The 14,184-nt window shown below is 62.4% G+C and carries 12 protein-coding genes; all 12 read left to right on the top strand.

What is annotated here, in order from left to right; genetic code table 11:
- Positions 1-25 precede the first annotated feature (25 nt).
- Positions 26-520 (top strand): DUF1543 domain-containing protein, encoded by a 495-nt coding sequence (locus tag NTD80_RS01825; RefSeq protein ID WP_065907782.1) that lies wholly within the window; start codon positions 26-28, stop codon positions 518-520.
- 104 nt (positions 521-624) lie between these two features.
- Positions 625-1,725: a polyamine ABC transporter substrate-binding protein gene (locus tag NTD80_RS01820; RefSeq protein WP_262131899.1), complete on the top strand. Its 1,101-nt coding sequence runs from the start codon at positions 625-627 to the stop codon at positions 1,723-1,725.
- 25 nt (positions 1,726-1,750) lie between these two features.
- Positions 1,751-3,169: an aminotransferase gene (locus NTD80_RS01815; protein ID WP_262131898.1), complete on the top strand. Its 1,419-nt coding sequence runs from the start codon at positions 1,751-1,753 to the stop codon at positions 3,167-3,169.
- Between the two features lie 65 nt (positions 3,170-3,234).
- Positions 3,235-4,080: a helix-turn-helix domain-containing protein gene (locus NTD80_RS01810; protein WP_262131896.1), complete on the top strand. Its 846-nt coding sequence runs from the start codon at positions 3,235-3,237 to the stop codon at positions 4,078-4,080.
- A gap of 87 nt (positions 4,081-4,167) precedes the next feature.
- Entirely contained in the window at positions 4,168-4,449 is a 282-nt protein-coding gene (locus NTD80_RS01805; protein WP_065887453.1) for a peptidylprolyl isomerase, read from the top strand.
- 130 nt (positions 4,450-4,579) lie between these two features.
- Complete coding sequence (locus tag NTD80_RS01800; RefSeq protein ID WP_262131894.1) at positions 4,580-6,439, top strand: extracellular solute-binding protein; 1,860 nt, start codon at positions 4,580-4,582, stop codon at positions 6,437-6,439.
- Positions 6,439-7,500: a microcin C ABC transporter permease YejB gene (locus tag NTD80_RS01795; protein ID WP_106803584.1), complete on the top strand. Its 1,062-nt coding sequence runs from the start codon at positions 6,439-6,441 to the stop codon at positions 7,498-7,500. Before NTD80_RS01800 ends, NTD80_RS01795 begins: the two co-directional genes overlap by 1 nt.
- Entirely contained in the window at positions 7,500-8,522 is a 1,023-nt protein-coding gene (locus tag NTD80_RS01790; protein ID WP_065907762.1) for an ABC transporter permease, read from the top strand. The genes NTD80_RS01795 and NTD80_RS01790 overlap by 1 nt, the downstream gene beginning before the upstream one ends.
- A gap of 10 nt (positions 8,523-8,532) precedes the next feature.
- Positions 8,533-10,104 (top strand): ABC transporter ATP-binding protein, encoded by a 1,572-nt coding sequence (locus tag NTD80_RS01785; protein ID WP_262131893.1) that lies wholly within the window; start codon positions 8,533-8,535, stop codon positions 10,102-10,104.
- A gap of 138 nt (positions 10,105-10,242) precedes the next feature.
- Positions 10,243-11,649, top strand: coding sequence for a sigma-54 interaction domain-containing protein (locus NTD80_RS01780; protein ID WP_262131892.1), 1,407 nt, complete (start codon positions 10,243-10,245; stop codon positions 11,647-11,649).
- Positions 11,650-11,934: 285 nt separating this feature from the next.
- Positions 11,935-13,326, top strand: a complete 1,392-nt coding sequence (locus NTD80_RS01775) for a GntP family permease (protein ID WP_065907757.1) — start codon at positions 11,935-11,937, stop codon at positions 13,324-13,326.
- A 7-nt stretch (positions 13,327-13,333) separates the two neighbouring features.
- Positions 13,334-14,107, top strand: coding sequence for a 3-hydroxybutyrate dehydrogenase (locus NTD80_RS01770; RefSeq protein WP_262131890.1), 774 nt, complete (start codon positions 13,334-13,336; stop codon positions 14,105-14,107).
- Positions 14,108-14,184: the final 77 nt, after the last annotated feature.

Below are 14,184 nucleotides of genomic sequence, written 5' to 3'. Positions count from 1 at the left end.
GCCAAGTCGCCAGGAAGGACCTGCAATGCTGTTTGTCGTGATGCTCGGGGGCAAGCACCCCAGGGCGAAAATTGAAGTGCACGATGTGGTGTTCGCTGCGGCGGACACGCTGGAAGCCACCTACCCGCAACTGCGCGACGGCTGGTTCGGCAGCCCCAAGGGCGTGCATATCGATTCGTGGATGGCAGTGGATGGCGTCGACGGCTGGAAGGTCGAACTCAGCCACCTGGCTCCCGAGGCGGGAGCGCACCACCTGTATTTCATCAACCTCGGCGGTTATGAAGCCAACAGCTTCGGCGAGGCCCATCATTACCTGCTGGTAGTCGCGCGCAACAAACAGGACGCCACCCGCCAGGGCAAGCAGCAGATGTTGCGCCATTGGTCCCAGGCCCACACCGACGGCGTGCTGGATATCGACGACTGCCTGCCCATCGACCTCGTGGACGGCCGCTACCTGCACCTGGTGCAGGGCCCGCACCGACCGATCATCCAGCGCAACGACTATATCGTCCTGCCCTGAATCCGGCGCCCTACCCGAACGGGGTATGGCGCCCTGCCCGCCACCTGCCTGACAGTGCCATCAGTCCCTTCGCCTGATAACAGCACAACACAAGGTGGGTCCCCATGCATAAAGCCTTTATCGCCCTGTTCAGCGCCGTATTGCTGGCCTTGCCGGCCCTGAGCCGGGCCGCAGACGCCGCGGATAACACCCTGCGTATCTACAACTGGGCGGATTATATCGGCGAGACCACCCTGGCCGACTTCGAGAAGGCCACGGGGATCAAGGTGATCTACGACACCTACGATTCCTACGAGACCGTGCAGGGCAAGTTGCTCTCCGGACGTTCCGGTTATGACCTGGCCTTGCTCAACGCCTCGCTGGTGCCGCTGCTGATCCAGGGCAAGGTGTTCCAGCCACTGGACAAAACGCAACTGCCCGACTGGAAAAACCTCGACCCGCTGGTACTCAAGCACCTGGAAGCCCATGACCCGGGTGTCACCTATTCCGCGCCGTATACCTGGGGCAGCAATGGCGTGACCTATAACGTCGACATGATCAAGGCACGCATGCCGGATGCGCCCATCGGTTCGCTGGCGATGATTTTCGATCCGAAGATCGTGTCGCGATTTGCCGACTGCGGCATCACCTTCATGGATTCGCCCACTGACATGATCCCGCTGGCCCTGACCTATCTGCACCTGGACCCGAACAGTGTCGCGCCCAAAGACCTCAAGGCGGCCCAGGCGGTGTTGATGGCCGTGCGACCGTACATTCGCAAATTCGACTCCAGCGGTTTCATCAACGGCCTGGCCAACGGCGATCTGTGCCTGGCCACCACCTGGTCCGGCGATTACGCCACCTCCCAGGCGCGCGCGACGGAGGCCGGGGCGAAGATCAACCTGGACTACTTCATTCCCCAGGAAGGCTCGCTGATCTGGTTCGATAACTTCTATATCCCGGCGGATGCGCCGCATGTCGCCAATGCCCACAAATTCATCGAATTTCTCCTGCAGCCCGCGACCATGGCCGGCGTGAGCAACACCATCCATTACGCCAACAGCAACCTGGCGTCCAAGCCGCTGGTGAATGCCGATATCCGCGACAACCCGGCGATCTACCCTGACGCCGCGACCCTGCAGCGCCTGTTCACGCAAAAAAGCCAGCCACCGGCCGCCGTGCGCCTGATCACCCGCACCTGGAATGCCGTGAAGACCGGCAAGTGAAAACCAGCCATTGAAGGTAAATGCCATGACTCTGCCAAATCCTGCTTTCTTCGCCCAGTTCGACAATGCCAAGCTGGACGCCGCCGACAAAGCTCACTACATGCACGGTTTCCATATGTTCGACGAGCACCGTGAACAGGGCTCGCTGAATATTGCCGCCGGCGACGGGGCCTACATCTACGACACCCAGGGCAATCGCTACCTGGATGCAGTCGGAGGCATGTGGTGTACGAATATCGGCCTGGGCCGGGAGGAAATGGCCGAGGCCATCGCCAATCAGGTGCGTCAGCTGGCTTATTCCAACCCGTTCTGCGACATGGCCAATGTCACCGCCATCGAGCTGTGCGCCAAGCTTGCCAGCCTGGCCCCCGGCGACCTCGACCATGTGTTTCTCACCACCGGCGGTTCAACGGCGGTGGACACCGCCTACCGGTTGGTGCAGTTCTACCAGAACAGCCGTGGCAAGCCGGCCAAGAAACACATCATTTCGCGTTTCAGCGCATACCACGGCAGCACGTTCCTGACCATGTCGATCGGCAACAAGGCCGCCGACCGCGCGCCGGAATTCGATTTCATGAGCGACCTGTTCCACCACATCGCCTGCCCCAATTACTACCGGGCGCCACAGGGGATGAGCGAGGCGGAGTTTCTCGACAGCCTGGTCAACGAGTTCGAAGACAAGATCCTTACCCTGGGCGCGGACAACGTCGCAGCGTTCTTTGCCGAGCCGATCATGGGGTCGGGTGGCGTGATCATTCCGCCCAAGGGCTACCACCGGCGCATGTGGGAGATCTGTCAGCGCTACGACTTGCTGTACGTGGCCGATGAGGTGGTGACGTCCTTCGGACGCCTCGGTGCGTTTTTTGCCTCCGAGGACGTGTTTGGCATGCAGCCGGACATCATCACCACCGCCAAGGGCCTGACTTCCGGCTACCTGCCATTGGGCGCGTGCATTTTCTCCGAGCGCATCTGGCAGGTGATCGGCGAGCCGGGCAAGGGCCGTTGCTTTACCCACGGTTTCACCTACAGCGGCCACCCGGTCAGTTGCGTGGCGGCACTGAAGAATATCGAGATCATCGAGCGCGAAAACCTGCTGGCGCATGTGGAAGATGTCGGGGTTTACCTGGAGCAACGCCTGCAAACCCTGGTCGATTTGCCACTGGTGGGCGATATCCGCTGCCAGCGCCTGATGGCCTGCATCGAGTTTGTCGCCGACAAACGCACCAAGGCGCTGCTGCCGGACGCGGTCAATATCGGCGAAAAAATCCATCTTCGCGCCCAGGCCAAGGGCTTGTTGGTACGCCCCATCGGTCACTTGAATGTGATGTCACCGCCGCTGATCATCACCCATGCGCAGGTCGACGAGGTGGTCGAGACCCTGCGCCAATGCATCCTCGACACCGCCGCCGAACTGCGCCAGACAGGCGAGTACCGGGGCCAATGAACCTCAACGCCGAGCCTGTCTCGGCGTTTTTGCCTGGGGGTTGGCCTGCGGGTAGACTGGCCAGCATGACGACAGCCTCCGACCCGACCCTGCAGCAACTGGAAGCCTGGCACCGCGCCCTGGCCCAGGCACTGATCCATGTGGACGAGGCGTGCTTCCTCGAACACCTGGCCAGCGCGCTGTGTGTGCTCACGCCCATCGAATCGATGATGATCAGCCTGGAGCGCCAGGGCCTGGCCCCGCACTTGCTCTATCAGCAGGGTATTCCCCGCGCCTATCAGGACGAAATCATCCACCGCTACTTCTCGCGCGGCTACCTGCTGGACCCGTTCTGCCTGGCAGTCGACAAGGGCCTGGCCGAGGGCTTCTATCACTTGGCCCAGATCGCCCCGGACGATTTTTTCAACAGCGAGTACTACAAGACCTACTACCTGCGCAGCGGCGGTGCTCAGGAGAGTTACTACATTGTCGACCTGGGGCCACAGAGCAAGATCTCGCTGTGCATGTTCCAGGGCCTCAGCGCCGGGCAGTTCAGCGACGCGCAACTGGCGTTGCAGCAGGCCACCCAGGCCATGGTCCGCGAATTGCTGCGCCGCTTTGGCACCACCGGGGGCCTGGCCAAGGTGATCCGTGATGAAGGGTTTACCCAGACCCAGGCGCACCAGCAAATCGAGGCGGCGTTCATGGGGTTTGCCAGTGGCGTGCTGACCGTGCGCGAGCGCGAGATCGCGCACTTGATCCTGCGCGGCCACTCGGTGAAATCCACGGCCCAGGTGCTGGGGATCTCGCCGGAAACCGTGCGCATGCACCGCAAGAACCTGTACACCAAGCTCGCGATCAATTCCCAGGCCGAGCTGTTTGCGTTGTTTATCGAATGGTTGACCCGCAGCGGCGCCATGGCACGCGCGTGAGCCACTGGGCATTTACCGGGAACTTTGCCAGGAAATAACCGCCTGAATCCGGTACGCTCACCGTTTTTACTCAAGGAGTTAATCCCCATGGCCAAAGCCACCGCCCGTCACATCCTCGTTTCCACTGAAGACAAGTGCAACGAACTCAAGGCCCAAATCGAAGGCGGCGCTGATTTCGCAGAAGTTGCCAAAGCCAACTCCAGCTGCCCATCCAGCCGCCAAGGCGGTGACCTGGGTTCGTTCGGTCCAGGCCAGATGGTCAAGGAATTCGACAGCGTCGTGTTCAGCGCCCCGGTCAACACCGTGCAAGGCCCGGTGAAAACCCAGTTTGGCTACCACCTGCTGGAAGTGACCAGCCGCCAGGACTGATCCAGTCTGCGCTGATGCTACAAACAACGGCCCGCCTTTTGGTGGGCCGTTGTGCATGTGGTGACTGGCGACGTTGATGCCGTTAGCGTACAAATCCCTAATCTTCTTCACCCGGCGTTCAAGGCTGACAATGCGATTGGCTTTTTCATCTCTGCTGAGTTCCACCCTGGCCTTGCTGATGGCCAGCACGGCCGTGATCGCGGCCCCGCAAACCTACCTGACGGTGTACGGCGAACCGGCCAAATATTCTGCCGGCTTTACCCATTTCGACTACGCCAACCCGAATGCGCCCAAGGGCGGCACGCTGCGGCGCTCGGCCCTGGAAATCGGGCGTTTCGACCACGTGTTGCCGTATATCGACAAAGGCATCGGCGTGTCCCAGGTCGACGGCTGGCTGTATGCCCCCCTCGCCCAGCGCTCCTTGGATGAACCCTACACGGTGTATGGCCTGGTGGCCGAGAAGATGGAACGCGCCGACGACGGCCTGTCGCTGCGTTTCTACCTCAACCCCAAGGCGCGTTTTGCCGATGGCAAGCCGATCACCGCCGAAGACGTGCGCTACAGCTTCGACCTGCTGATGACCCAGGGCAGCCTGCGCTTTCGCACGCTGTTCGCCGACGTCAAGCACGTCGAGGTCGAAGGCCCGCGCCAGGTGCGCTTCGATTTTTCCAGCAACGAGAACCGCACGCTGCCGCTGGATATCGCCACCCTGCCGGTGTTCCCCGAGCACTGGTGGAAAACCCGCGACTTCGCCAACGGCGGCGGCTACGAAGCCCCGCTGGGCAGCGGCCCGTACAAGGTCAGCAAGATCGATTCGGGCAACACCATTACCTTTACCCGCGACCCGGACTGGTGGGGCAAGGACCTGCCCGTCAGCCGTGGCCTGTACAACTTCGATCATCTGAGCCTGGAATACTTCGGCGACACCGAAGTGGCCCGCCAGGTACTGCGCGGCGGCGCCTACGATTTCAACCGTGAGTTCTCCGCTACCGGTTACTCCATCGGCTACAACGGCCCGGCACTCGACGATGGCCGCCTGCAACGCGCGCACTTGGCCAAAGCAATGCCGCAGCCGTCCCAGGGTTATGTGTTCAACGTGCAAAAACCGATGTTCAAGGACCGCCGTGTGCGCCAGGCGCTGGCGATGCTGTGGGATTTCGAATGGGCCAACCGGCAGATGATGCGCAATATGTACATCCGCCAGCAGAGCTACTTCTCCAACAGCCCATTGGCCGCGACCCAGTTGCCGACCCCGGAGGAACTGGCAATTCTCGAACCCTTGCGCGGCCAGGTGCCGGACGAGGTGTTCACCCAGGTGTTCAAGGCGCCGGTCACCGACGGCAGCGGCATGATCCGCGACAAGCAACTGCAAGCCCTGGCCCTGCTTGAAGAGGCCGGTTGGAAACCGCAGGGCGACAAGCTGGTCAACGCCGCGGGCGAGCCGCTGGAATTCACCTTCCTGAATGCCCAGAACGGCGTCGAGCGTTTGCTGTTGCCGTATAAACGCAACCTCGCGCAGATCGGCATCACCTTGAATATTCGCCGCATCGACTCCTCGCAATACGTGAACCGGCTGATGGCGCGCGACTACGACATGATCGTGACCGGCTTCCCGGTGACGACATCGCCCGGCATGGAGCTGTACAACTACTTCGGTTCTGCGGCCGCGTTTGATTCGGGCGCCAACAACTACATGGTGCTCAAGGACCCGGCCGTCGACACGCTGATCAAGGGCCTGGTCAAGGCCGATACCCAGGCGCAGATGCTCAACTACGCCCATGCCCTGGACCGCGTGCTGCAATGGAATTACCTGTGGATCCCCAATTACTACCCGCCCGGCACGTCCGCCGCGTGGTGGAACCGGTTCGGTCGCCCGGCCATCGAGGCGCAGAACGACGAAGCCCTGGAAACCTGGTGGGAGATCAGCCCGACGCCGCTGACCAATGAGCAAATGGACGCCGAGCTGAAAAAACGCGGAGGGACGCGCTGATGTTTGCCTATATCGTGCGGCGCCTGCTGCTGATCATCCCGACGCTGGTGATTATCCTGCTGGTCAATTTCGTCATCGTGCAGGCCGCGCCAGGCGGCCCGGTGGAACAAGCCATCGCCCACCTGCAAGGCATCGGCGGCGGCGCAATCGGCGGTTCATCCGGCGAGGGCATCAGCAGCGGCTCCCGCGCCAGTCGTGGCCTGGACCCGAAACTGATCAAGGACATCGAAAAACAGTACGGCTTCGACAAACCCGCGCCGGAACGCCTGTGGCTGATGCTCAAGAGCTACGCCAAGCTGGATTTCGGCAACAGCTTCTTTCGCGGCGCCACGGTGACCGACCTGATCCTGGAGAAAATGCCGGTCACCGTATCTCTCGGGCTGTGGGCCACGCTGATCACCTACCTGGTGTCGATCCCCCTGGGAATTCGCAAGGCGGTGCGCCATGGCAGCAGCTTTGATGTGTGGAGCAGCACCGCCATCGTGATCGGTTACGCGATGCCGGCGTTCCTGTTCGCGATGTTCCTGATCGTGGTGTTCGCCGGCGGCACGTCGCTGAACTGGTTCCCGGTACGCGGGCTGGTCTCGGAGAATTTCGAAGAGCTGAGCACAGTCGGCAAGATCGCCGACTACTTCTGGCACCTGGTGTTACCGGTCAGCGCCCTGGTGATCGGCGGGTTCGCCACCTTGACCATCCTCACCAAAAACTCGTTTCTCAACGAAATCACCCGCCAGTACGTGGTCACCGCGCGCGCCAAGGGCTTGAGCGAACGGCGAGTGCTGTACGGCCATGTGTTCCGCAATGCCATGCTGCTGGTGATTTCGGGGATTCCCCAGGCGTTTATCAGCGTTTTTTTTGCCGGTTCGCTGCTGATCGAGGTGATCTTCTCCCTCGATGGGCTCGGGCGCATGAGCTACGAAGCCGCCGTGTCGCGTGACTACCCGGTGGTGTTTGGCTCACTGTTTATCTTCACCCTGTTTGGCCTGCTGATAAAACTCATCGGCGACCTCTGCTACACGCTGGTGGACCCGCGTATCGACTTCGCCGCGAGGAACGCCTGATGCTTAATCTGTCTCCGGTGGCCCGTCGGCGTTTCGAACGCTTCAAGAAGAACCGTCGTGGCTGGTGGTCACTGTGGTTGTTCATCGGCCTGTTCATCCTGACCCTGGGCGGCGAGTTGATCGCCAATGACAAGCCCCTGGTGCTCAGCTTCAAGAACGAACTGTATTTCCCGGTGTTCAAGCGCTACACCGAACAGCAGTTCGGCGGGCAACTGCCGTTCCAGGCCGATTACCGCAGTGACTACGTGCAACAGCTGATCAAGCAGGACGGTGGCTGGATGCTGTTCCCGCCGATTGCGTTCAGCGAGGACACCCCCAACTACGAACTGACCCGCCCTGCCCCCAGCCCGCCCTCGGCGGTGAACTGGCTGGGCACCGACGATCAGTCGCGGGACGTGCTGGCGCGGGTGATCTTCGGCGCGCGGGTGTCGATCCTGTTTGCCCTGGCGCTCACCGCGATCAGTGCCGCCATCGGCATCGCCGCCGGTGCATTGCAGGGATACTACGGCGGCTGGGTGGACTTGCTTGGCCAGCGCATCCTGGAGGTGTGGTCCGGGCTGCCGGTGCTGTATCTGCTGATCATTCTGTCGGGCTTTGTCGAGCCCAACTTCTGGTGGCTGCTGGGGATCATGGCGCTGTTCTCCTGGCTGGCCCTGGTGGACGTGGTGCGCGCCGAGTTCCTGCGCGGCCGCAACCTGGAGTACGTCAAGGCGGCGCGGGCCTTGGGCTTGGGCGACGGCAAGATCATTCGCCGGCATATCCTGCCCAACGCCATGACCGCCACCTTGAGCTACCTGCCGTTTATTCTGACCGGGGCGATTTCCACCTTGAGCGCCCTGGATTTCCTCGGCTTCGGCATGCCGGCGGGCAGCGCGTCGCTGGGGGAACTGATCGCCCAGGGCAAGCAGAACCTGCAGGCGCCCTGGCTGGGCCTGACTGCGTTTTTCACCTTGGCGCTGATCCTGTCGCTGCTGGTCTTTATCGGCGAGGCGTTGCGTGACGCCTTCGACCCCCGCTCATGAGTAACTGCGTATGAACCTGATCGAGATCCGCGACCTCAGCGTCGCCTTCAGCGGCCAGACCGTGGTACGCAACCTGTGCCTGGATGTGCGCCCCGGCGAGTGCCTGGCGCTGGTCGGCGAGTCTGGCTCGGGCAAGTCGGTGACGGCCCATTCGATCCTGCAATTGCTGCCCGAGGCCGGTACTGCAACCACCGGCTCGGTGAAGTATCGCGGCCAGGAACTGGTCGGCGCCTCGGCCGCCACCCTGCAGAAATTGCGTGGCAACCGCATTGCGATGATTTTCCAGGAGCCGATGACCTCGCTGAATCCGCTGCACAGCATCGAAAAGCAGATCGGCGAAACCCTGCTGTTGCACAAGGGCCTGGGCGGCAAGGCGGCGCAGGCGCGCATTCTGGAGTTGCTCGAGCTGGTCGGCATCCAGAAACCCCAGGAGCGCCTCAAGGCCTACCCGCATCAGCTCTCCGGCGGCCAGCGCCAGCGGGTGATGATCGCCATGGCCCTGGCCTGCGAGCCAGAGTTGCTGATCGCCGACGAGCCTACCACCGCCCTCGACGTTACCGTGCAGCGCAAGATCCTGCTGCTGCTCAAGTCGTTGCAGCAGCGCCTGGGCATGTCGCTGCTGCTGATCAGTCACGACCTCAACCTGGTGCGCAGCATTGCCCAGCGCGTCTGCGTGATGCGCGCCGGAGAAATCGTCGAGCAGGCCGACTGCCAGACCCTGTTCACCGCGCCGCAGCACCCTTACAGCCGTCTGCTGCTGGATGCGGAGCCGGCCGGCGAACCGCTGTGCAGCGATGCGCGCGAGACAGTGTTGCAGGTCGACGACCTGACCGTGCAATTCCCCCTCACGGGCGGGCTGTTTCGGCGTAAGACTTACCTGCGTGCAGTGGACGGCATCAGCCTCAGCGTGCAGCGCGGCAAGACCCTGGGGATTGTCGGCGAGTCGGGCTCGGGCAAATCCACCCTCGGCCAGGCGATCCTGCGCCTGCTGGACTCCACCGGCAGCATCCGCTTCCAGGGGGCCGCCCTCGATCCGCTCAACCACCAGCAGATGCGCCCGTGGCGCAAGCAGATGCAGGTGGTGTTCCAGGACCCTTACGGCAGCCTCAGTCCACGCATGTCGGTGCAGCAGATCATCAGCGAAGGCCTGGAAGTGCATGCGCCGTGCAGCCTCGCCGAGCGTGACGCGCAAGTGATCCAGGTGCTCAAGGACGTGGGCCTCGACCCTGCCAGCCGCCACCGCTACCCGCATGAGTTCTCCGGCGGGCAGCGCCAACGCATTGCCATCGCCCGCGCGCTGGTGCTCAAGCCGGCGCTGATGTTGCTCGACGAGCCGACCTCCGCGCTCGATCGCACGGTGCAGAAACAAGTGGTCGCGCTGCTGCGCGAACTGCAGGAAAAGTATGGCCTGACCTACCTGTTCATCAGCCATGACCTGGCCGTGGTGCGCGCCATGGCGCATGACATGATCGTGGTGAAGGACGGCAAGGTGGTGGAGCGTGGCGCGAGCCATGCGGTTTTCGACGCGCCGCAGCATCCCTACACCAAAGAGCTGCTGGCGGCGGCGCATATTCCCTTGTAAACGCGCCTCCTGTGGGAGCGGGCTCGCTCGCGAAAGCGCTGTATCGGTGCCGGATTTACTGGCTGGCACGCCGCCTTCGCGGGCAAGTCCGCTGCCACAGGATCGCGCCCATCCCCCATTTGTGTTGACGGCGTGAGCATGAACATCAACGAAAACCTCAAGGACTACCAACAGGTTCGTGGCCTGGCGATCCAGTCGTTGTTCGAGATTATCGAGCAGTCCAGCGAAGGCACGGTGATTGTCGACCGTGACGCGAATATCGTCTGGATGAACGAGCGCTACGCCAAGCGTTTCGGCCTGAACAGCGCCGATGAAGCCATCGGCCAGCCGTGTGAACAGGTGATTTCCAACAGCCTGTTGCGCCAGGTGGTGCGCAATGACCAGCCGATCCTGCTGGATATCCAAGACACGCCCAAAGGCCCGCTGGTGGTGATGCGCCTGCCCATTCACGACGATGCCGGCGCGGTAATCGGCGCCATTGGTTTTGCGCTGTTCGATGAGCTGCGCAACCTGTCGCCGCTGATCGAACGCTACCTGAGCATGCAGCAGGAGCTGGCCTCGACCCGTTCATTGCTGCGCAAACGCCAGAGCAAGTACAACTTCGCGCATTTTATCGGCACCAGCGCAGCCAGCCTTGAAGTCAAGCGCCGCGCCCGGCGCAGTGCGAGTGCCGAGTCGCCAGTGTTACTGCTCGGCGAAACCGGCACCGGCAAGGAGCTGCTGGCGCAAGCGATCCACGGCGCCTCGCCGCGGGCGCACAAGGCGTTTGTCAGCATCAACAGCGCGGCGATTCCGCATGATTTGCTCGAGGCTGAGTTCTTCGGCACTGCGCCCGGCGCGTTTACCGGCGCCGACCGCAAGGGCCGTCCCGGCAAATTCCAGATTGCCCAGGGCGGCACGCTGTTCCTCGATGAAATCGGCGACATGCCACTGCCGCTGCAAAGCAAGCTGCTGCGGGTGCTGCAGGAAAAGGAATTCGAACCGGTCGGCTCCAACGAGATGCTGCACAGCGATGTGCGGGTGATCGCCGCGACGTCGATGGACCTCGAAGCAGCGATCAAGCGCGGGGAGTTTCGGGCAGACCTGTATTACCGGCTGAACGTGCTGCCGATCCAGGTGCCGCCACTGCGTGAACGCCTGGAGGATATTCCGGCGCTGAGCGAGGCGATCCTGGAGGAGCTGCGCAGCCAGCACGAACTCGACCGTGAAGCCCTGGGGTTGTTGGCGCAGCATGCGTGGCCGGGAAATATCCGCGAGCTGCGCAATGTGCTGGAGCGCGCGGCGTTGTTGAGTGATGACCTGGTGTTGGATGCCGAGGAAATTCGTGCGGCGATCGGCACCTTTACCCCGGTCGAGCGCAGCGCAGTGGCGGCGGTAGCCGGTGAAACATTCAGCGCAGCACGCGAGCGCTTTGATCGGCAGGTGATTGGGGCGGCGCTTGCGGCGTGTGAAGGCAATGTGGTGGACGCGGCGCAGCGGCTGGGGCTCGGCAGGTCGACGCTGTACAAGAAGATGGTGGCGTTGGGCATTGCCCAGTCTCAATAGAGAGACATCATTCCACAAACAAAGACACCTTAGTGTAGGAGCGGGCTTGCCCGCGATAGCGGTGTGTCAGTGCCTTGTAAACTCACTGGCGCGACGCTTTCGCGGGCAAGCCCGCTCCCACAGGGGATCTCCCGCAGTCTCAAAATAGAGATAAATTTCACGAGACGTTTAGCCAAAACACAAAATATTCTTATATTTCAATTAGTTAAATATTTGGCACACATCTCGCTATAGCCCTTCCCCACCACAACACCCACAAAAATAACAATCCGATGGAGACACACCATGAGTGTGATCATTGCCCTGGCAGCCCTCGCGCTGCTGATGCTGGCTGCCTACCGTGGCTATAGCGTTATCCTGTTTGCCCCCATCGCCGCGCTCGGCGCTGTCCTGCTCACCGATCCTTCTGCCGTTGCCCCCGCGTTTACCGGGGTGTTCATGGAGAAAATGGTCGGCTTCATCAAACTGTATTTTCCGGTGTTCCTGCTCGGGGCGGTATTCGGCAAGCTGATCGAGCTGTCGGGCTTTTCGCGCTCCATCGTGGCGGCGGCGATCCGCTTGCTCGGCACCCGCCAGGCGATGCTGGTGATCGTGCTGGTGTGTGCCCTGCTTACCTACGGCGGCGTGTCGCTGTTTGTGGTGGTGTTTGCGGTGTACCCGTTTGCCGCGGAGATGTTTCGCCAGAGCAATATCCCCAAGCGCCTGATCCCGGCGACCATCGCCCTCGGCGCGTTCTCGTTCACCATGGACGCGCTGCCCGGCACACCGCAGATCCAGAACATCATCCCCAGCACCTTCTTCAATACCACCGCCTGGGCCGCGCCGTGGCTGGGGTTGATCGGCACGATCTTCGTGTTCTGCACCGGCATGCTGTACCTCGCGCGCCAACGCAACAAGGCCCAGCGCGCCGGTGAAGGCTACGGCACCGAGTTGCGCAACGAGCCGGAAACCGCCGACAACCTCAGCCTGCCGAACCCGTGGATCGCGCTGTCGCCGCTGATCCTGGTCGGCGTGATGAACCTGCTGTTCACCCACTGGATCCCCCAGTGGTACGGCAAGACCCACAGCCTCAGCCTGCCGGGCATGAGTGCGCCGGTGACCACCGAAATCGCCAAGCTCACCGCGATCTGGGCGGTGCAGGCGGCCTTGCTGGTGGGGATCCTGATGGTGCTGGTGTTTGGCTGGTCGGCGATCAAGAGCAAGCTTGCCGAAGGCAGTAAAAGTGCGGTCAGCGGTGCGCTGCTGGCTGCGATGAACACCGCGTCGGAATACGGCTTCGGCGCGGTGATCGCTTCGTTGCCAGGTTTTCTGGTGCTCGCGGACTGGCTCAAGGGCATTCCCAACCCGCTGGTCAACGAAGCAATTACCGTGACCTTGCTGGCCGGCATCACCGGTTCGGCCTCGGGCGGCATGAGCATCGCCCTGGCGGCCATGTCCGAGAGCTTTATTTCGGCGGCGCATGCGGCCAATATCCCCCTTGAAGTGCTGCACCGGGTCGCGGCCATGGCCAGCGGCGGCATGGACACCCTGCCCCACAACGGCGCGGTGATCACGCTGCTGGCCGTCACCGGCCTGACCCACCGCGAAGCCTACAAGGACATTTTCGGCATCACGATCATCAAGACCCTCGCGGTGTTCGTGGTGATCGGTACTTTCTACGCCACCGGCATTGTGTGAGGTTTTCATGACGACATTGAACGGCAAGACCGCCCTGGTTACCGGCTCCACCAGCGGCATCGGCCTGGGCATCGCACTGAGCCTGGCCAAGGCCGGCGCCAACCTGATCCTCAACGGTTTCGGCGACGCCAGCGCGGTGATTGCCCAGGTACAGGCGTTCGGCGGCAAGGTCGGCCATCACCCGGCGGACGTCAGCGACCCGGCGCAGATCGCCGACATGATCACCTACGCCGAACGTGAGTTCGGCGGCGTGGACATCCTGGTCAACAACGCCGGCATCCAGCATGTGGCGGCCGTGGAAGATTTTCCGGCGGAACGCTGGGACTCGATCATCGCGATCAACCTGTCCTCGGTGTTCCACAGCACGCGCCTGAGCTTGCCGGGCATGAAGGCCAAGGGCTGGGGGCGCATCGTCAACATCGCCTCGGTGCACGGCCAGGTCGGTTCGGTGGGCAAGGCCGCGTATGTCGCGGCCAAGCATGGCGTGATCGGCCTGACCAAGGTGGTCGGCCTGGAAACCGCCACCAGCAACGTGACCTGCAACGCGATTTGCCCGGGCTGGGTGCTGACGCCACTGGTGCAGAAGCAGATCGATGACCGCGCCGCCAATGGCGTCGACCCGCAGCAGGCACAGCATGATCTGCTCGCGGAGAAACAGCCGTCGCTGGAGTTTGTCACGCCGCCACAACTGGGTGAGCTGGTGCTGTTCCTGTGCAGTGAGGCGGGTGCCCAGGTCCGCGGGGCCGCCTGGAACATCGACGGTGGCTGGCTGGCCCAGTAACCCGTCCGATGCGCCAAACACAGGTCCAAATGTGGCAGCGGGGGTGGGGGGGGGTGGGGGTTGGCCGTTAACGCTAT

The organism is Pseudomonas sp. 13B_2.1_Bac1, assembly GCF_025466155.1.
GTDB lineage: Bacteria > Pseudomonadota > Gammaproteobacteria > Pseudomonadales > Pseudomonadaceae > Aquipseudomonas > Aquipseudomonas aylmerensis.
The sequence above is the reverse complement of the archived record's forward strand: the minus strand, read 5'-3'. Positions and strand labels throughout refer to the sequence as shown.

Excerpts from the sequence above, each read along its gene's own strand:
- NTD80_RS01790 (WP_065907762.1), top strand. The coding sequence starts at position 7,500 with ATGCTTAATCTGTCTCCGGTGGCCCGTCGGCGTTTCGAACGCTTCAAG.
- NTD80_RS01810 (WP_262131896.1), top strand. The coding sequence starts at position 3,235 with ATGACGACAGCCTCCGACCCGACCCTGCAGCAACTGGAAGCCTGGCAC.
- NTD80_RS01805 (WP_065887453.1), top strand. The coding sequence starts at position 4,168 with ATGGCCAAAGCCACCGCCCGTCACATCCTCGTTTCCACTGAAGACAAG.
- NTD80_RS01820 (WP_262131899.1), top strand. The coding sequence starts at position 625 with ATGCATAAAGCCTTTATCGCCCTGTTCAGCGCCGTATTGCTGGCCTTG.
- NTD80_RS01800 (WP_262131894.1), top strand. The coding sequence starts at position 4,580 with ATGCGATTGGCTTTTTCATCTCTGCTGAGTTCCACCCTGGCCTTGCTG.
- NTD80_RS01795 (WP_106803584.1), top strand. The coding sequence starts at position 6,439 with ATGTTTGCCTATATCGTGCGGCGCCTGCTGCTGATCATCCCGACGCTG.
- NTD80_RS01815 (WP_262131898.1), top strand. The coding sequence starts at position 1,751 with ATGACTCTGCCAAATCCTGCTTTCTTCGCCCAGTTCGACAATGCCAAG.
- NTD80_RS01770 (WP_262131890.1), top strand. The coding sequence starts at position 13,334 with ATGACGACATTGAACGGCAAGACCGCCCTGGTTACCGGCTCCACCAGC.
- NTD80_RS01825 (WP_065907782.1), top strand. The coding sequence starts at position 26 with ATGCTGTTTGTCGTGATGCTCGGGGGCAAGCACCCCAGGGCGAAAATT.
- NTD80_RS01780 (WP_262131892.1), top strand. The coding sequence starts at position 10,243 with ATGAACATCAACGAAAACCTCAAGGACTACCAACAGGTTCGTGGCCTG.
- NTD80_RS01775 (WP_065907757.1), top strand. The coding sequence starts at position 11,935 with ATGAGTGTGATCATTGCCCTGGCAGCCCTCGCGCTGCTGATGCTGGCT.
- NTD80_RS01785 (WP_262131893.1), top strand. The coding sequence starts at position 8,533 with ATGAACCTGATCGAGATCCGCGACCTCAGCGTCGCCTTCAGCGGCCAG.